Origin of the sequence: Salinisphaera sp. SWV1, from assembly GCF_052044155.1 — a bacterium.
Lineage (GTDB): Bacteria > Pseudomonadota > Gammaproteobacteria > Nevskiales > Salinisphaeraceae > Salinisphaera.
Window position 1 is genome coordinate 87,290 of record NZ_JBQDYE010000004.1, and the last position, 16,207, is coordinate 103,496.

A 16,207-nucleotide genomic window follows, 5' to 3' on the forward strand; every position below is an offset into this window, starting at 1 on the left:
GCGGGCCGGCGGCGGGGCGCCCTGCGACACAGGGCCGGCCCGTGTGCTGGGCAGCGTCGCCCGCACGCCGTGAGTGGAGCAAGCCGGATACCGGGGCCCCATGACTGACAACCACAAGAGAAAATCCCGCGCCGCGCCGCTGGAGATCGCCGGCCGGACGGTGCCACCGGGCGAGAACGTGACCATCGATATCCCGGTCGCCGATCTGTACACCCACGCCAAGCTGACCATGCCGGTCAACGTGATTCGCAGCCGCAAGCCCGGGCCGACATTGTTCATTTCGGCCGCAGTGCACGGCGATGAACTCAACGGCGTCGAGATCATCCGGCGGGTCCTGCGCCTGCGCGAACTCAAGCAACTGCGCGGCACGCTGATTGTCGTGCCCATCGTCAACGTCCACGGCTTCCTGCGCAACTCGCGCTATCTGCCGGACCGGCGCGATCTCAATCGTTCGTTTCCCGGCAGCGAACACGGCTCGGTGGCGGGGCGGCTGGCGAAGGTCTTCATCGAGGAGATCGTCTTGCACTCCGATTACGGCATCGACCTGCATACCGGCGCCATCCACCGCGCCAACCTGCCACAGATCCGGGCCGACCTGTCCCAGCCGACCGTCCGCGCCATGGCCGATGCCTTCGGCTGCCCGTTGCTCATCGACGCTTCCCTGCGCGAGGGATCGCTGCGCGAATACGCCGACCGCAAGGGCGTGCCGCTGTTGCTCTACGAGGCCGGCGAGGCGCTCCGCTTCGATGAATTCTCGATCCGGGCCGGCGTACGCGGCATCCGCGGCGTCATGCGCCATCTCGGCATGCTGCCGCGCCGCAAGGTATCCAGGCGCCCGCCCAAACCGGTGGTCGCCGAAGACTCATCGTGGCAGCGAGCCCCCGAGTCCGGCATTCTGCGCTCCCTGGTCGAACTGGGCGAGTACGTCGAGACCGAGCAGGTGCTGGCCTATGTCGCCGATCCCTTCGGCGCCGACGAAGTGGCCGTGACCGCCGAGCACGCCGGGATCGTTATCGGCCGATCCTATCTACCGCTGGCGCACGCCGGCGACGCGATCTACCACGTGGCCCGGGTCAAGCGTGCGCAGGAAGTGGCCAATCGGGTCGAGGCCTACCAGGAAGCGCACGAGCCTGACGACCACGAGGATTATGGGTCTTCGGGTGAGCCGCCCCTGGTCTGATCCGCGATCATCGCCATCACCGCCATGCGTATGCCGATGCCGTTTCGCACCTGTTCGAGGATGAGCGACTGGTCCGAGTAGGCGATATCGGCCGTGATCTCGACGCCGCGATTGATTGGGCCGGGGTGCATGATCAGGGCGTTTTCCGCCGCGTGTGCCAGGTTGGCCGGAGTCAGGCCGAAGTCGTGGTGATAGTCGGCCACGCCGGCCAGGGCGTCGCCTTCGATGCGTTCGCGCTGGATGCGCAGGCCCATGACGATATCCGCACCGGCCAGGCCGGTGCGGATATCGGTGGTCGCGGTCACGCCCAGCGCGGCCGGGTCCGGCGGCAGGAAGCGGTCGGGCCCGATGACGCGGATATCGGTGGTGCCGAGCGTGCGCAGGGCGTGGATGGTGGAGTGCGCGACCCGCGAGTGCGCGATATCGCCGACGATGGCGATTCCGAGATTTTCGAAGTCCGGCCGATGACGGCGAATGGTGAACACATCCAGCAGGCCCTGCGTCGGATGGGCGTGGCTGCCATCGCCGGCGTTGATGATGGCCACGTGCGGCGCGGCGTTTGCGGCGAAACGCGCGGCGGCGCCGTTGTCGGGGTGGCGGATCACGAAGATGTCCGCCCCCATGGCCTGGAGCGTGAACAGGGTGTCGAGATCGTCCTCGCCCTTGGTGCGCGAGGAGGTGGCGACATCCATGTTGATGACGTCGGCGGACAGACGCTTGGCGGCCAGTTCGAATGTGGTGCGGGTTCGGGTCGAGTTTTCGAAGAACAGGTTGAACACGGTCTTGCCGCGCAGCAGTGGCACTTTCTTCGGCGGCGCGCCGATTTCGGGTACCAGCGATTCCGCCGTATCCAGTATCCGCTCGAGCAGGAGCTTCGGCAGCCCTTCGGTGGTCAGCAGATGGCGAAGGCCGCCCTGGCTATCGAGCTGGATATCCGTGTTCATGCGCTTTTCTGGCAGTCGTGACAATCGGCAGGCAGGTCGGGTGCAGCGCGTCCGGGTGTCCGGTGAAGCCCGTGCATCGCCGGGCCCGGCCGGGCACGAAGAATCGCTGGCAATCCATGGTGTGAAATCACGCTAGCGCATGGTCAGGCGCAGCGGTTCCGGACCGGTCAGTTTGATCCGGCGACTCTTGTCGAGGTCGAGCTTGAGGCCGGCGGCATCGGGCGCGAATGGCAGCTCGCGCGCGCCGCGATCGACCAGCACGGCCAGTTTCACCGCGGCCGGGCGGCCGTAATCGAACAGTTCGTTGAGCGCCGCGCGCACGGTCCGCCCGGTGTAGAGCACATCGTCAACGAGGATGACGGTCCTGCCGTCGATATCGGCCGGGATATTCGAGGGGCCGACGCTGGGATGCAGCCCGACCATCGAGAAATCGTCGCGATAGAAACTGATGTTGAGGGTGCACATCGGGGTGGCCAGCTCGAAATGCGCGTGCAGGCGTTCGCCGATCCAGGCGCCGCCGGTTTCGACGCCGACGATCACTGCCTGCGGATGCTCGGCGATCAGTGGTTCGACCTGCGCAGTCAGCGCCGCGAGCGCGGCATCGACGTCGAAGCTTTCGGACGGATCGGTCATCGGCTGTTCCCTGGCTTTGTGCGTTGAATTATGCGCGCGATGCGGCTGCGCTGAGAAGGCCGGCCGGTGCCCCGCACGCTTCGGGATCAGGTCGCCCCGATTTGGCCGGTCAACCAGCTTTCCAGAATCGTCTGCGCGGCCATGGCGTCGACATCGCCCTTGGCCAGGCGTTTGCCGCGACTGCCCGACGCACGGGCGGCGCGCAGTCGCTCACCCGCTTCGATGCTGGTATAGCGCTCGTCCACGGTGTGCACGGTCAGCCGGTAGCGGCCCCAGATCTCCTCGGCGAAATTACGCGCACGATGCGTCATCTTCTGGGTTTTTCCGTCCGCGTTCAATGGCAGACCGACAACGAGCGCGCTCGGGCGCCATTCCTCGATGAGGGCATCGAGCGCGGTCCAGTCCGGCATGCCGTCGTGGTGGGTCAGCGTCGTGAGCGGCTGCGCGCTGGCGGTGACCGTGCTGCCGACGGCGATGCCGACTCGTCGTTTGCCGTAATCGAAGCCGAGCGCGACCTCGGCGTCAGGCATGGCCGGCGATACCGGACAGCTGGTGCGCGGATACGCCCAGCAGCCCGGCAGCGTCCGACCAGCGTCGCTCGATCGGCGAATCGAACATGATGTGGGGGTCGGCCGGTGTGGTGAGCCAGCTATTCGCGAGCACCTCCTGTTCGAGTTGGCCTTCGCCCCAGCCGGCGTAGCCGAGCGTGATCAGGAACGCGCTCGGGCCGAACCCGTTGCCGATTGCCTCGAGAATGTCGCGCGAGGTGGTGATCGCCAGGCCGCCGTCGATATGCAGGCTCGACTCCCAGTCGCCTTCATCACGATGCAGGACAAAACCGCGCTCGGTCTGTACCGGGCCGCCCCAGTAGACCGGCATGCCGCGCGCAACATGCGCCTCGATGTCGAGCTGCGACAGCATGTCCGCCACCGCGAGATCGCTGGGTTTGTTGATCACGAGCCCCATCGCGCCGTCGTCATTATGCTCGGCAAGAAAGGTCACGCTGTCGGCGAATTCGCCTTCGACACGGCCCGGCATGGCCAGCAGGAACTGGTTCTTGAATTGAATTGCTTCCATGTCCTGATTATCGGCCGACGCCGGGGGCGACGGCAAATGCGCTGGTGGTGTTCCCGAGCGTTCGGCCGGGCCGCGTCGGGAGCCAGCGCGGCCCCGACCGGCGCCGGCTATGCCGATCGGACATCGAGCCGTTTCTCGATGGCGTCGAACAGCCTGGCGCAGATATTGATGCCGAATTGCGCCTCGAGCTCACGTACGCAGGTGGGGCTGGTGACGTTGATTTCGGTGAGTTTGTCGCCGATCACGTCGAGGCCCACGAATAGCAGTCCCTTATCCCGGACGTACGGGCCGACTTCGCGTGCGATCTTCAGATCGGCCTCGGTCAGCTCGCGGCCGACGCCCCGGCCGCCGGCCGCGAGATTACCGCGCAGTTCGCCTTCGGCCGGAACACGGGCCAGGGCATAACCGACCGGTTCGCCGTCGACCAGCAGCACGCGCTTGTCGCCATCGACGATCTCGGGCAGATAGGCCTGGGCCATGGCATAGCGCGTGCCGTGCTCGGTCAGCACTTCGAGAATCACGCTGGTGTTGTCGTTGCCCTGGGTGACGCGGAAGATGCGCGAGCCGCCCATACCGTCCAGCGGCTTGAGCACAACATCGCGGTGCTGCTTGATGAAACGCCGAAACGCGTCCGCGCGCCGGGCGACCAGCGTCGGCCCACACAGATGGGCGAAGCGATTGATCGCCATTTTCTCGTTCACGTCGCGCAGCGCGTCGCAACGATTGACCACCAGCGTGCCTTCGTTCTCGGCCAGCTCCAGAATATAGGTGGCGTAGATGTATTCGGTGTCGAAGGGCGGGTCCTTGCGCATCAGGATCACGTCGAGGTCCGCCAGTGGCAGGGTGTTGGATTCGCCGGCGAAGGCGAACCAGTCGTCGTTGTCGTCCGCAACCCGGATGGCACGGCCCGTGCCGTAGCCCACGCCGTCGGCCACGAACAGGTCGCTCATGGTGAAGTAGTGGATCGTGTAGCCGCGGCGCTGGGCTTCGAGCAGCAGGGCCAGCGTTGTGTCCTTGTAGGGCGTGATGTCCTCGATCGGATCCATCACCACGCCGAGCGAATACGCCATTGCAGATTCCTTGGGCGGATCGGGCCGCCGGACAGTGTGCTATGCCGCGCATGGTAGCGCAGCCGGAGCTTTTTTCATCCGCCGATCGGCGAGACCGTGTCCGGCTGGCTTCGCTTGGCCGATCGGTTTGTTTGTCCACAGCTCGACGCCGATCTACACAGATGAAAAACGATCTGTCTTAGCAGAACGGCTCGTCGCGTTACTTGAGGGCTCACGATGCCGGTAAAGCGAAACGCGCCGGATCGATCTGCGCGAATCTGCGTCGACCTGCGGATAGATTCAAGCAACGAAGCTCCGGGCTGCGAAAAGTGCTCCAGCTGGGTGGCATGGCGGCTCTTGCCGGATGTATTCGTCCGCCGATTGACGACGGGTGATCGGCTCGCTTCGCTTTGCCGATCTGTTTTTATCCGCAGATGTACGCAGATTCACACAGATTTGAAATGAGGGGAATTCAAGCACCGAGCTCGGCGCAGACATCAAGGACTTTTCAATTTCGGCGAAGCGAAAGCGAGCCGCGTCCATCCGCGTGAATCTGCGGACAGATTGCCTCAAGGACTGAAAACCGGCCGGCTGCTATCGCTTGCTGAAGCCAGGATGCGTACGATATATTGCACATGTTCTAAATTATGTACAGGTCATTGTTATGGACGCCATCAGCTACACGGCCGCCAGAACCCACCTGGCAAAAACAATGGAACAGGTCTGTGACGACCACGCGCCCGTCATCATCACCAGAAGCAAGGCCGCTTCGGTGGTGATGATGTCTCTGGAAGACTATGAAGCCCTCCAGGAGACTGCATACCTTTTGCGTGCGCCCAAAAACGCGCGCCGTCTGCTCGAATCGGTTGCCGAGCTTGAACAAGGGGGCGGCGAGGAGAGGGAGCTTCTTGAATGAAACTCACCTTTTCCGAGCATGCCTGGGAAGACTACCTCTACTGGCAGAAAACGGAAAAAAAGACCGTACGTCGCATCCATCAGCTCATCAAGGAGATTCAGCGAACGCCGTTCGAGGGGATCGGCAAACCCGAGCCGCTCAAGCATGGCCTGTCCGGATACTGGTCCCGACGCATCAATGGCGAATATCGAATCGTATACAAGGTAACCGAGGATGCACCGCTTATTGCGCAATTGCGATATCACTACTGATGCCGTGCCTCGGCGGGCTGGGTGTTTAGCGGAGGAGCGAAAGCTCGATCTTTTCGAGCCGCAGGGCAAGACAGCCGTGCGCCGCTTCACGACCCTCGAGAGCATACAGTGATCGCCCTTGGGCACGCTGAATAATGATACGCGGCCCGGCTCGTTTCGCCGATCGGCTTGTTTGTCCACCGATGTAGACCGAGTCACACAGATTGGAACTTGACAGGTGGGTTTTGTCCGCAGATCGACGCCGATCTACACAGATGAACGGCAATCTGTGTCAGCAGAACAGCTCGTCGCGTTACTTGAGGGTACGATCCCGGTAAAGCGAAACGCGCCGGATCGATCTGCGCGAATCGGCGTCGATCTGCGGATAGATTTAAGGAATAAATCCGTGGACCGCGAAACGTGCTTCAGCTGCGTATCGTCGTCTGGTCTGGCTGCATGTACTCGTCCGCCGAATGACGATGGACGATCGGCTCGCTCCGCTTTGCCGATCTGTTTTTATCCGCAGATGTACGCAGATGTACGCAGATTTGGAATGAGGCGAATTGAAGCGCTGAGCCCGGCACCGAGATCAACGACTTTCAATTTCGGCGAAGCGCAAGCGAGCCGAGTCCATCTGCGTGAGTCGGCGTCGATCTGCGGACAGATTGCTTCAAGGAACGAGGCCACTCAGCCCGCCAGATCGCCCCAAGCCGTCTGCAGCGCGGCCAGTGCGGCCATGCCGGCGGTTTCGGTGCGCAGTACGCGGGGCCCGAGCGCCAGCGGCTGCCAACCGGCGGCGGCGGCGCGGGCGATTTCGTCGTTCGACAGGCCGGATTCGGGGCCGATCAACAGCGCAATGCGGGTCGCCGGCGTCTGCGCGGCCAGGCCGACGTTCGCTTCCGGCGCCAGCATCAGGTAACGATCGGCGGCGGGCGGGTTGTCGATCTGTCCGGCCAGATCGGTGGCGTCGCGTAATTCCGGACAGAGCAGCCGCCCGCTCTGTTCGGCCGCCGATTCGACGATGCGCTGCCAATGGCCCTGTTTCTTGGCCAGACGGGCGCCGTCGAGCTTGACCTGGCCGCGCGCGGTGAACACGGGCTGGATGGCGGTGACGCCCAGCTCCACGGCCTTGGCCAGCGCGAAATCCATGCGATCGCCCCGGGCCACGGCTTGCAGCAGCGTGATCTCGAGCGGGGATTCGCGCCGGGGTGTGGTGCGTTGGTCGATACGGGCTTCGGCACGCTTGCGGTCGGCCGTGATCAAGCTGGCGGCGTATTCGGCGCCGTCGCCGTTGAACAGCACCAGCGCATCGCCGGCCGACAGGCGCAGCACGGTCGCCAGATGATGACGTTTGGCGTCCGGCAGCTCGATGGTCGCGCCTTCGGCCAGCGCCTGGGCAACGAAAACCCGCGGAATATGCTTCGCGCGTGCCATGGCGGCGTGATCAGGCGGTGATCAACGGTTTGATCAATACCGCCGAATTACGCTGATAGTTGTACATCGCCCGCTTGGCCAGCGGCAGGGCGTCGATGCTCGACGGGGCGAACCCGTGTTCGACGAACCAGTGCGGCGCGCGCGTAGTGAGCACGAACAGCTGCGTGAGCCCGGCCGCGCGGGCGCGTTTTTCGACCTCGGCCAGCAGGATGGCGGCCCGGTTGCCGCCGCGATAGGCGGGATGAACCGCCACGCAGGCCAGTTCGCCCACGGCTTCCTCGCTGTAGGGCATGAGCGCACAGCAGGCGGTGATCAAGCCGTCGCGGGCCATCACCACATAGCGTTCGATATCGAGCTCGATCGCCTCGCGCGAGCGCGGCACCAGCAGCCCGGCCGCGGCCAACGGCTCGATCAGCGCGAGCACGCCACCCAGATCCTCGGGCGTGGCGGTACGCACGGCGTCGTAAGTGTCGGCGGCGACCATGGTGCCGAGCCCGTCGCGCGAATACAGCTCGCGCAACAACGCGCCGTCGGTTTCGAAACTCACGAGATGGCTGCGTTCGACCCCGGAATTGCAGGCGCGGATCGCCGCCTCCAGCCGCGCCCGGTCCGCGGCGGCGAGATCGCTGTTCCCGGTGTCCAGCATGGCCTGCGCGGCGTCCACCGTGAGCCCGGGCGACGATTCCGCGAAGCGTGCATGCATCGCTTCGCCCGGATGCATTAGCACGAATTTGTCGGCCGCCAAAGCGGCCGCGGTGGCGCCGGCCACGTCTTCGGTGACCAGGTTGAAGATCTCGCCCGAGGGCGAGTAGCCGATGCACGACAGCAGCACGATATGCCCGCGCGCCAGATGCGCATTGATGCTGGCCGCGTCGATACGCCGGACTTCGCCGGTATGGCCGTGATCCACGCCGTTGACCACACCCATGGGCCGGGCCGTGACCAGGTTGCCGCTGGCGGTCGAGATGCGTGCGCCGCCCATCGGCGTGCTCGCGAGGCTGGTCGACAGGTGCGCCTCGTAGGCCATCTGCAGGCTGCCGACGGCCTGGCGCACGCAGGCCAGTGCGGCGGCATCGGTGATGCGGACGCCGTTCGCGAAACGGGGCATGAGGCCGGCGGCCGACAGGGCGCCGTCGATCTGCGGGCGCGCCCCGAACACGATCACCAGTCGCACGCCGAGGCTGGCGAGCAGCGCGATGTCGTAGATCAGGTCGACGAAACGCGGCGATGCCGCAGCCTCGCCCGGCAGGTGGAGGACGAACGTACGCCCGCGATGCGCGTGCACATAGGGTGCGGACGCGCGCAACGCGGCGACCATGGCGTTCTGGTCGACGGCTAACGGATTGTGATCGCGGCTGGCGTGCATCGCGGCATTAGACCAAAAAAAGCGGGTTTTCGGCGACTGAAGGGGCTTAGCCGGGCCGGCAGAAACGCTGCACCAGCGAACGCAGAATCGATTGCATCGGCGCCACGCGCGACAAGGCCAGATATTCGTTGGGCTGGTGGGCCAGCGCGATGTCGCCTGGGCCGAGAATCACGGTTTCCATGCCGATGGCGTTGTAGAACGCGCCTTCGGTGCCGAAATCCACGGCGGCCGCTTCATGCCCGGTCAATTCCTCGCAGGCGGTAACGATCGGCGAGTCGGGTGGCGTTTCCAGCGCTGGCGTGCCCGCGAACAGCGCTGAGAAGCGGACCTCGCAGTCGCTTTGGGCCAGCGCGGCGCGGACCCGACTGCGCAGCGACTCGCGCAGGTCGTCGATCGAATCCCCGGGCAGGAAGCGCAGGTCGATGTCGAGTCGGCAGCGCGCGGGAATCCGGTTGGCGGCATCGCCGCCGCGTACGGTGCCGAGGTTGAGCGTGGCGTGCGGCACGGGAAAGCCGTCGGCCGGGTCGCGTCCGGCGAGTTCGTCGCGCAGCGCGCGGATGGCGCTGATCGCCAGATGCATGGCCTCGATAGCGTTGGCGCCGTGCGCCGGATTGCTGGAATGGCCGGAGGCGCCGATGGTCTCGATCGTCTCCATGAAAATACCCTTGTGCTGGCGGATCGGTACCAGCGAGGTCGGCTCGCCGATCACGCAGTAGCGCCCGGCGGCGATGCCGTTATCGGCCAGCGCGCGAGCGCCGTCCATGCCGCATTCTTCGTCGGCGGTGACCACAAGCGACAACGGTGCCTCGAGCGGCTGGTCGGCGTATTCCGTCGCCACGCCGGCGGCCAATGCCACGAAGCCTTTCATGTCGGTCGTGCCGAGGCCGTAGAGGCGATTATCGCGTTCGGTGAGCGCGAACGGGTCCGAATCCCACCCGGTATCATCGTAGGGCACGGTATCGAGATGTCCGGCAAACACCAGGCCCGATTCCGAGCGTCGTTCGGTCGGGCCGAGCCGCGCGATCAGGTTGACCTTGTCCTCGCGCTCGCCGATCGGGTGGATATCACAGTCGAAGCCGAAGTCGTCGAGCCGAGCGGCAAGCCTCTCGGCCGCGCGGCGATTGCCACGATCCAGCGTCGGGTCGTCGCTGCTCATGGTCGGTTCGGCGACGAGCTCGGCGAGCACGTCGCGCCAGTTCAATGCGGGCATGAACAAAAATCCCGGGCGGAATCTGAAGCGCGATCATACCGCGTCGAAACCGTGCGATGCCCGATCCCCGAATAGGGACATGCCCCGCGGCGGACGATGCGGGCATTGAGGGGCGTGGCATTGCAGACCGCGCGGCAGGGACGTCCGGGGCGCGGTTGCGCGGACATGATTTCAATCGAGTGGGCGACCGACCGTTTCGTTTGTGTCGCGCACCAGGGCCTGGCTCAGTTGCCGTGCCATTGGATCGCCGCGTGCTTCAGCGCGATGAACGGGCAACGTGCACAACACGGCCGCGCCTTCGCCCAGCGCTCGCCGTGCGATGAGCGCAGCCCCGCGATGAATCCAGCCCATCACCATGCCGGCGCGCACGTCGTCGGCGAAATCGTCGGTGCGGAAGCCCAAAAGCACATGGCCGGGTGTGATCGCGGCGAAGGCCTGGCCGAGCATCGGCGGCCCGGGAATGTCGGCATAGGCACCGGTCCGGCGCAGCCAGGAAAATCCGGACGCCCAGTCCCCGCGCCAGACCGAGCTTTCCCGCGAGACGACGGCAGCGCGCGGGAATTCCGGGTAGACCGGTACCACGCCGGGGGGCGAGGGGATGGCATCGGTATCATCCACGAGCAGCAGCAGCTTGGCACCGCGCCGCACGCGCTCGACGAGTTCGTCGTCGAGCCGGGTCGCCACCAGGACCCGCGCCTGATCGCGGCTCTGGGCCATCGGTATACCCGCGTCCTCCAGCCACGGTGACAGCTCCGGTCTGGCCGGCCAGACCACGGGAGTCGGGGCGCCGGCGCCGGTCTCGGGCATCACCGTCAGGGAGGTCTCGCCCAGCGCGCTCGGATGCCCGGCGCGATCGACCAGCGCGAGGTGTAATCGTGCTTCGCCCGGGGCGCGATCCGCTGGAATGTCGAGCGGCAGCCCCGGCAGCGGCTGAACGCCTCTATCCAGGCGTGGTATCAGCTGTTCGCCGTATTCGGTGTGACCGTCCCAGCGCCATTGCAGGCGCATGCCATCGAGCGGCGCCGGATCATCGTGCGCGATGCCAAGGGCCAGGCTGACCCGCTCGCCCGGCTTCACGGCATGGCGGGGCAGTCGTGGCAGCAGCGCGGTCGGGGCATTGACCGCCGCGAAACGCTCGGCGAAGTCGCGCGGATTGCGCGCCATATCCATCAGGCCATTGGCTTCCCAGTGGACGTCGGTCAGCTCGGTTACCACGTAACCGGCGATCGTCGGCTGGGCGCGCATGGATTCGATTTCGTATTTCAGCGACTGGAACTGCTGTTCCTGGGTGGCGGCGATGAAGCCATCCAGCGACCCGAAGACACGATCCAGATGATATTGGCCGAAACGCATCTCGATGCCGCGGGGCAGCATCACGCCGTCGCCCCAGTCGCTGCCGGTATCGAACCACCAGGGCTCGCGCCCTGCAGCGTCGCGCAGGGCATCGACTCGAGGCAGCCCCCAGTTGCCGAATTCCGACAGGATCAAGGGCTCGTCGCCGGCCGTCTCGGCGTCGCCGTGTGGGCTGAACAGGGGATAACGGCGTTCGGCGAAGGCCGCGATGAATGCATCCCATTGATCGCGCCGGTCCGGAATGCCGCGATAGAAATGATAGTCGGCAATATCGGTGCGCAAGTGAAAATTGGGTTCGCAGGGCGAGTTGTCGACCACCAGCCGGGAGGGGTCGAGGGTCTTGATCCGGCGGAATGCCCGTTTGAGCCAGGCGCGCTGGTCGCCCTCCAGGGTCAGGTCGGTACCCCAGTCTTCGTTGACAAGGGTCCAGGCGATGATCGAGGGGTGATGATCGTCCCGGGCGATCATGCCTTCGAGCGTGGCCAGGCCACGTTCCGCTGCGGCCGTCGACCATTGCCCCCAGTTCGGCATTTCACACCAGAGCAGCATGCCCAGGCGGTCCGCGACGTCGAGATAACGGGGGTCGGGAACCTTGATATGACAGCGCAGACAGTTGAAGCCCATCGCTTTCGCCTGGCGCAACTGATTCTCCAGAAAGGCTTCCGACGGCGGCGTGCAGAGTGTATCCAGGTAATAATCCTGGTCGAGGGCGCCGCGCAGGATGAACGCCTCGCCGTTCAGCAGCAGCTCCCCGCCCTCGGCCACGATGCTGCGAAAACCGGTCTGGCGGTGAAGCGCATCGACCACCGCGCCATCGCGCACCAGTTCGACGCCGATGTCGTAGCGTAACGGGTCGTCCGGCGACCAGAGCATGGGCAAGGCGACTTTCGTCTGCAGGTCGTATTCGTCTGCGACGCCGGCATGCGTGCACTCGGCGACCGTCGTGCCATCCGGGGCCCGGACGGTGAGGCGAAGCCGTTCGTCCGCCGCGGGCCGGCCATCGCCGTGCAGTCTGCCCCGGGCCCGGCACACGCCGGCGCCATCGGAGCCGAGTTGGGAGCCGAGTCGCAGGTCTGCGATGTGCCGGACAGAACGGGCCTCGATCCAGAGCGACTGCCAGATGCCGCCGAGCGGGCCATACCAGCTCTGCTTGCCGTGGGGAATATCGGCGAAACCGGGCGTGCCGTCGGCTTGCGGGCGTGGCGAGGGCAGCGTGACCCGAATTTCCAGCAGGACCGCTTCGCCCGGCGTGACGTGAGCGGTGAGATCGCAGGCAAAGGGCAGATAGCCGCCCTCGTGGCAGGCGACCGGGGTTCCGTCAACGTACACCGCCGTGCGGTAATTCGAGGCGCCGATGCACAGGTGTATCGACGCGCCGGCCCAGTCGGCCGGCACCGTGACGCGCCGCCGATATACGCCGGTCCCGAAGGCCATTCTGAGGGCAGCATGCTGCGCCTGCCAGACGCCGGGAATCTCGATGTCCGGCATCGGCTGGCGCGTGTCGTCTTCGGGCTGGAATTCGAACCCCCAGATGCCGTCGAGGCTGATCCGAGGGCGGTGGGGGGACCTCCGGGAGGCGACATCGCCGCCCCCGTTCTGGGTGGCAAAAAACACGGGTCAGGTCTCCTCGACAGGCTCAGTGACGGCCGGACAGGATGGCGTCGACACGTTTCTGAGCCGCCTTCAGCGCCGCGTCCTGGCTCTTGCCGGTGAGATAGGTCGCCTGCAACTGCTGGTTGAGGGCGTCCTGGATGCCGGCCTGGGAGCGGGTGGCACCGGGTATGCCGCGGGCTTCGTGGGTCGTGCTCAGGATCGCTTTGCGATGGGGCAGATCGCGGAAGGCGTCACTCTTGAGTACCGACTCGCGCACCGGCAGATGGCCCGTGTGGGACCAGGCCAGGTCGTGGTCGTAGAAATACTTCAACAGCTTCGCCGCGGCATCGCGCTGATCGCCGGTGGCACCGCCCCGCGGCATCACCCAGCAGTGGCCGTCTGCCCATACGGCGGGCTGGGAGTACAGCGTCGGGAAGGTCGCGACGGCATAGCTGTGCAGTGCACTGCTCTTGTTGGAAGCCTGCTGGTCGTAGGCGTTGATCACCCAGGTGCCGTTGATGATCACGCCGCCCTTGCCATCGAGAAACGCCTGTTGGGCGTCGGTGTAGTTGTACTGAGCCGCCATGTAGCCCTTGTCGATGAGCGTGTTGATCAGGGCGAGCGCCTTGTGCGCGTCGGGGGAATCAATATCGGCGTGCTTCAGATCGGAATCGACCAGATGGCCGCCCTGCTGCCAGACCAGCGTTTCGAACAGCCGCGTCACCATTGGATCGACCGAGCCGGCAAGCAGTATGTAGGGCTTGCCCGTGGCTTTTTTGAATTGCTTCGCCTGTGCCATGAGTTGATCGACGCTGTTCGGGATCCGGGGTTGGCCGTCCGCGCCGACGAGGCCCGCCTTCTTGAGCAGGCCGGTATTCATGTGCCACAGGATGGCGTGCAGATCGAAGGGCAGGGCGTAGATCTTGCCGTTGAAGGTCACGCTCTTGAGCGCGGCGGGCACGAAGTCGTTGGTATTGATCCCGACTTTTTTGAACAGGCCGTTCAAGGGCGTGAGCAGGTGGCGTGCCACGTAGTCGGCCAGGTGGCTGCGGTGCATCACCGCGACCGCCGGCGGGTTGCGGTTCATGAACGTGGCGTTCAGCCGGTTGTAGTAAGTGCCCCAGTCGACCGCCTGTGTCTTGACCGCGATATTGCCCTTGTGCTCGGCGTTGAACTTGTTGGTCAGGACTTGAATGATCCCGCATTCGCCCACCGCCTTGTCGAGATGGGTGACGTTGGCGTACTGGTCGTTACAGCTGCCGAAAAAACGGAACAGCGTGATGTCGGTGGCCGCGACGGCCGGTGCCGCCGCAGCCACGCCCAGGCTGGCCGTGAGGGCCACGGCCAGCAGTTTCTTCATCTTCATGGGTCTCTCTCCTCGGGTGCGCAGGGGCGGGGCGGCCCGTCCCTCGGGTTTTTTCTGTGAACGCATCATTTGCCCGAGGACATGGCGATGCCCCGGACGATATAGCGCTGGAAAATCAGGTAGACGATGAGCACGGGGGCGCTGGCGAACACGGCCGTGGCCATGAGAAAGCCCAGACCCTCGGACTGCGCGAAATTGCCCTGCAGGCTCGCCAGCCCCGTGGTGATGGTGTAGTGGTTCTCCTGCGTGGCCGATACCAGTGGCCAGAGGTAGTCGTTCCAGGAGTAGAGGAAGGTGAAGATGCCGAGCGTGGTCAGCGCCGGCCGGGCCAGCGGCAGCATCACCCTGAAGAAGATCTTCAACCGGCTCGCGTTGTCCAGGATCGCCGCTTCCTCGAGTTCCTTCGGCACCGCCTTGAAGAACTGCATCATCAGGAACACGCCGAAGGGCACCGCCAGGCGCGGCGTGACCAGGGCGATGATGGTGTTGTTCATGTGCCAGTTCGCGAACATCGTATCCAGCGGAATGAATACGGCCTGTTCCGGCACCGTCAGCCCCGCGATGATGAAGATCAGCATGAAGCGCGCGCCGCGGAAGGGGATGCGGGCCAGGGCATAACCCCCCAGCGACGACAGCACCAGCGTGATGCTGGTCATGAGCACGGCGACGCCGACGCTGTTGAGAAACCAGCGCGTGACCTTGGCCGTGTCGAATATCTGGATGAAGTTGTCCAGCGTGAACGGCACCGGCAACAGGCCGGCCGTGGAGCGCATCAGCACTGCGTTGGGCTTGAGCGACATGGCCAGTACCCAAAGCATCGGAACGAGCCAGAGGAACGCGGCGACGGTGAGGATGACGAGGATCACGATCCGCCCGGTGTCAGGGCGGTGGGCGGGTTCGTTGCGCATCGGGTCAGTCCTCCTTCCGCGAGAAGTACAGCTGGGCCAGCGACGCCACGAGCATCACCACGAACAGCACCATGGCGCCGGTCGAGGCATAGCCGAGATGCCAGTCGCGGAAGCCGCTTTCGTAGATGTACTGCACCAGCGAGCGGGTGGCGCCGGCCGGGCCGCCCTTGGTCATCAGGAAAGGTTGGCCGAACACCTGGAAGTGCAGAATGATCTCGATGAGGACGACCAGCACCGTGGTCCGATGGAGCGCGGGCCAGGTGATGTAGCGGAATGTCTTCCAGCGGCTGGCGTTGTCGAGTTTCGCCGCTTCGTAGATGTCGCCCGGGATCTGCTGGATCCCGGCCGTGAAGAGCATGAGCGGCAGCCCCAGGCTCCACCACACCGTGGCGATGACGAGCGCGAACATCGCGAGATGCTGGTCGTTCAGCCAGTCCAGCGGCGGGATGCCGATGGTGCCCAGCGCCTGCGCGAGGATGCCCTGGCTCGGGCTGAGCACCATCTGCCAGATCAGGGTGACGACCGTGACCGAGACGATGCTGGAGGAGAAGAAGATGGCTCGGAACACCGCGTTGGTCCGCGTCGGCCGGCTCAGCGCCAGGGCAAGCGCGAGGGCCAGCGCCGTCGTGATCGGGACGGTGAGCACGACGAAGTAGAACGTATTGGTCAGGGCGTTCCAGAACGCCGGGTCGGACAGCATGTCGCTGTAGTTCTGCAGCCCCGTCCAGCCGAGCGGGCCGGCCAGCAGATCCCATTGATGCAGGCTCAGGAAGAATCCGCGCCACAGCGGGTAGATCAGAAAGACCGCATACACGATCAGAAACGGGGCCAGAAAGGCATAGCCGGACACCGTGTCCGCCGAAATACGCGGCCGACGAGGCGTCGGCTTGGTGGGGGCTCGGGCCGACGCCGCGGATGCTGTGTCGTCGATTGCCATGATGACCTCCT

15 protein-coding genes are annotated in these 16,207 nt (G+C 65.2%); 3 read left to right on the plus strand and 12 right to left on the minus strand.

Annotation, left to right across the window (positions count from 1 at the left end):
* Positions 1-100: 100 nt before the first annotated feature.
* Positions 101-1,180 carry a succinylglutamate desuccinylase/aspartoacylase family protein gene (locus ACS8YF_RS03160; RefSeq protein ID WP_440848766.1) on the plus strand — a complete coding sequence of 360 codons (1,080 nt, stop codon included), beginning with the start codon at positions 101-103 and terminating at the stop codon, positions 1,178-1,180.
* On the opposite strand, the gene ACS8YF_RS03165 is transcribed toward ACS8YF_RS03160, so the two are convergent.
* The 5 genes from ACS8YF_RS03165 to gshB form a co-directional block, all read right to left on the minus strand.
* Positions 1,147-2,124: an aspartate carbamoyltransferase catalytic subunit gene (locus ACS8YF_RS03165; protein WP_440848767.1), complete on the minus strand. Its 978-nt coding sequence runs from the start codon at positions 2,122-2,124 to the stop codon at positions 1,147-1,149. The two genes, ACS8YF_RS03160 and ACS8YF_RS03165, sit on opposite strands and share 34 nt — an antisense overlap.
* 132 nt (positions 2,125-2,256) lie before the next feature.
* A complete protein-coding gene (gene pyrR, locus ACS8YF_RS03170) occupies positions 2,257-2,757 on the minus strand; it encodes a bifunctional pyr operon transcriptional regulator/uracil phosphoribosyltransferase PyrR (RefSeq protein ID WP_440848768.1) in 501 nt (166 codons plus the stop codon).
* 86 nt (positions 2,758-2,843) lie between these two features.
* Positions 2,844-3,287 carry a Holliday junction resolvase RuvX gene (gene ruvX, locus ACS8YF_RS03175; RefSeq protein ID WP_440848769.1) on the minus strand — a complete coding sequence of 148 codons (444 nt, stop codon included), beginning with the start codon at positions 3,285-3,287 and terminating at the stop codon, positions 2,844-2,846.
* Entirely contained in the window at positions 3,280-3,834 is a 555-nt protein-coding gene (locus ACS8YF_RS03180; protein ID WP_440848770.1) for a YqgE/AlgH family protein, read from the minus strand. The genes ruvX and ACS8YF_RS03180 overlap by 8 nt, the downstream gene beginning before the upstream one ends.
* 107 nt (positions 3,835-3,941) lie before the next feature.
* Positions 3,942-4,904: a glutathione synthase gene (gene gshB, locus ACS8YF_RS03185; RefSeq protein WP_440848771.1), complete on the minus strand. Its 963-nt coding sequence runs from the start codon at positions 4,902-4,904 to the stop codon at positions 3,942-3,944.
* 643 nt (positions 4,905-5,547) lie between these two features.
* Here gshB and ACS8YF_RS03190 point away from each other — a divergent pair.
* Both ACS8YF_RS03190 and ACS8YF_RS03195 read left to right on the plus strand, forming a co-directional pair.
* Positions 5,548-5,799, plus strand: coding sequence for a type II toxin-antitoxin system Phd/YefM family antitoxin (locus ACS8YF_RS03190; protein WP_440848772.1), 252 nt, complete (start codon positions 5,548-5,550; stop codon positions 5,797-5,799).
* Positions 5,796-6,050: a Txe/YoeB family addiction module toxin gene (locus ACS8YF_RS03195; protein ID WP_440848773.1), complete on the plus strand. Its 255-nt coding sequence runs from the start codon at positions 5,796-5,798 to the stop codon at positions 6,048-6,050. Before ACS8YF_RS03190 ends, ACS8YF_RS03195 begins: the two co-directional genes overlap by 4 nt.
* Positions 6,051-6,716: 666 nt before the next feature.
* On the opposite strand, the gene ACS8YF_RS03200 is transcribed toward ACS8YF_RS03195, so the two are convergent.
* The 7 genes from ACS8YF_RS03200 to ACS8YF_RS03230 form a co-directional block, all read right to left on the minus strand.
* Positions 6,717-7,463 (minus strand): 16S rRNA (uracil(1498)-N(3))-methyltransferase, encoded by a 747-nt coding sequence (locus tag ACS8YF_RS03200; protein WP_440848774.1) that lies wholly within the window; start codon positions 7,461-7,463, stop codon positions 6,717-6,719.
* 10 nt (positions 7,464-7,473) lie between these two features.
* Entirely contained in the window at positions 7,474-8,829 is a 1,356-nt protein-coding gene (argA, locus tag ACS8YF_RS03205) for an amino-acid N-acetyltransferase (protein ID WP_440848775.1), read from the minus strand.
* 46 nt (positions 8,830-8,875) lie between these two features.
* On the minus strand, positions 8,876-10,039 hold the full coding sequence (gene argE / locus ACS8YF_RS03210) for an acetylornithine deacetylase (RefSeq protein ID WP_440848776.1): 1,164 nt from the start codon (positions 10,037-10,039) through the stop codon (positions 8,876-8,878).
* A gap of 171 nt (positions 10,040-10,210) precedes the next feature.
* The gene (locus ACS8YF_RS03215; protein ID WP_440848777.1) at positions 10,211-13,006 is read right to left on the minus strand and encodes a glycoside hydrolase family 2 protein; all 2,796 of its coding nucleotides are present in this window, start codon (positions 13,004-13,006) and stop codon (positions 10,211-10,213) included.
* A 22-nt stretch (positions 13,007-13,028) separates the two neighbouring features.
* Positions 13,029-14,351: an ABC transporter substrate-binding protein gene (locus tag ACS8YF_RS03220; RefSeq protein WP_440848778.1), complete on the minus strand. Its 1,323-nt coding sequence runs from the start codon at positions 14,349-14,351 to the stop codon at positions 13,029-13,031.
* A gap of 65 nt (positions 14,352-14,416) precedes the next feature.
* The gene (locus ACS8YF_RS03225; protein WP_440848779.1) at positions 14,417-15,259 is read right to left on the minus strand and encodes a carbohydrate ABC transporter permease; all 843 of its coding nucleotides are present in this window, start codon (positions 15,257-15,259) and stop codon (positions 14,417-14,419) included.
* Between the two features lie 4 nt (positions 15,260-15,263).
* Positions 15,264-16,196 carry a carbohydrate ABC transporter permease gene (locus tag ACS8YF_RS03230; protein WP_440848780.1) on the minus strand — a complete coding sequence of 311 codons (933 nt, stop codon included), beginning with the start codon at positions 16,194-16,196 and terminating at the stop codon, positions 15,264-15,266.
* Positions 16,197-16,207 lie beyond the last annotated feature (11 nt).

What these genes read in the sequence shown, in the direction of transcription:
- ACS8YF_RS03160 (WP_440848766.1), top strand. Translation starts at nt 101, where the DNA reads ATGACTGACAACCACAAGAGAAAATCCCGCGCCGCGCCGCTGGAGATC.
- ACS8YF_RS03165 (WP_440848767.1), bottom strand. Translation starts at nt 2,124, where the DNA reads ATGAACACGGATATCCAGCTCGATAGCCAGGGCGGCCTTCGCCATCTG.
- pyrR (WP_440848768.1), bottom strand. Translation starts at nt 2,757, where the DNA reads ATGACCGATCCGTCCGAAAGCTTCGACGTCGATGCCGCGCTCGCGGCG.
- ruvX (WP_440848769.1), bottom strand. Translation starts at nt 3,287, where the DNA reads ATGCCTGACGCCGAGGTCGCGCTCGGCTTCGATTACGGCAAACGACGA.
- ACS8YF_RS03180 (WP_440848770.1), bottom strand. Translation starts at nt 3,834, where the DNA reads ATGGAAGCAATTCAATTCAAGAACCAGTTCCTGCTGGCCATGCCGGGC.
- gshB (WP_440848771.1), bottom strand. Translation starts at nt 4,904, where the DNA reads ATGGCGTATTCGCTCGGCGTGGTGATGGATCCGATCGAGGACATCACG.
- ACS8YF_RS03190 (WP_440848772.1), top strand. Translation starts at nt 5,548, where the DNA reads ATGGACGCCATCAGCTACACGGCCGCCAGAACCCACCTGGCAAAAACA.
- ACS8YF_RS03195 (WP_440848773.1), top strand. Translation starts at nt 5,796, where the DNA reads ATGAAACTCACCTTTTCCGAGCATGCCTGGGAAGACTACCTCTACTGG.
- ACS8YF_RS03200 (WP_440848774.1), bottom strand. Translation starts at nt 7,463, where the DNA reads ATGGCACGCGCGAAGCATATTCCGCGGGTTTTCGTTGCCCAGGCGCTG.
- argA (WP_440848775.1), bottom strand. Translation starts at nt 8,829, where the DNA reads ATGCACGCCAGCCGCGATCACAATCCGTTAGCCGTCGACCAGAACGCC.
- argE (WP_440848776.1), bottom strand. Translation starts at nt 10,039, where the DNA reads ATGCCCGCATTGAACTGGCGCGACGTGCTCGCCGAGCTCGTCGCCGAA.
- ACS8YF_RS03220 (WP_440848778.1), bottom strand. Translation starts at nt 14,351, where the DNA reads ATGAAGATGAAGAAACTGCTGGCCGTGGCCCTCACGGCCAGCCTGGGC.
- ACS8YF_RS03225 (WP_440848779.1), bottom strand. Translation starts at nt 15,259, where the DNA reads ATGCGCAACGAACCCGCCCACCGCCCTGACACCGGGCGGATCGTGATC.
- ACS8YF_RS03230 (WP_440848780.1), bottom strand. Translation starts at nt 16,196, where the DNA reads ATGGCAATCGACGACACAGCATCCGCGGCGTCGGCCCGAGCCCCCACC.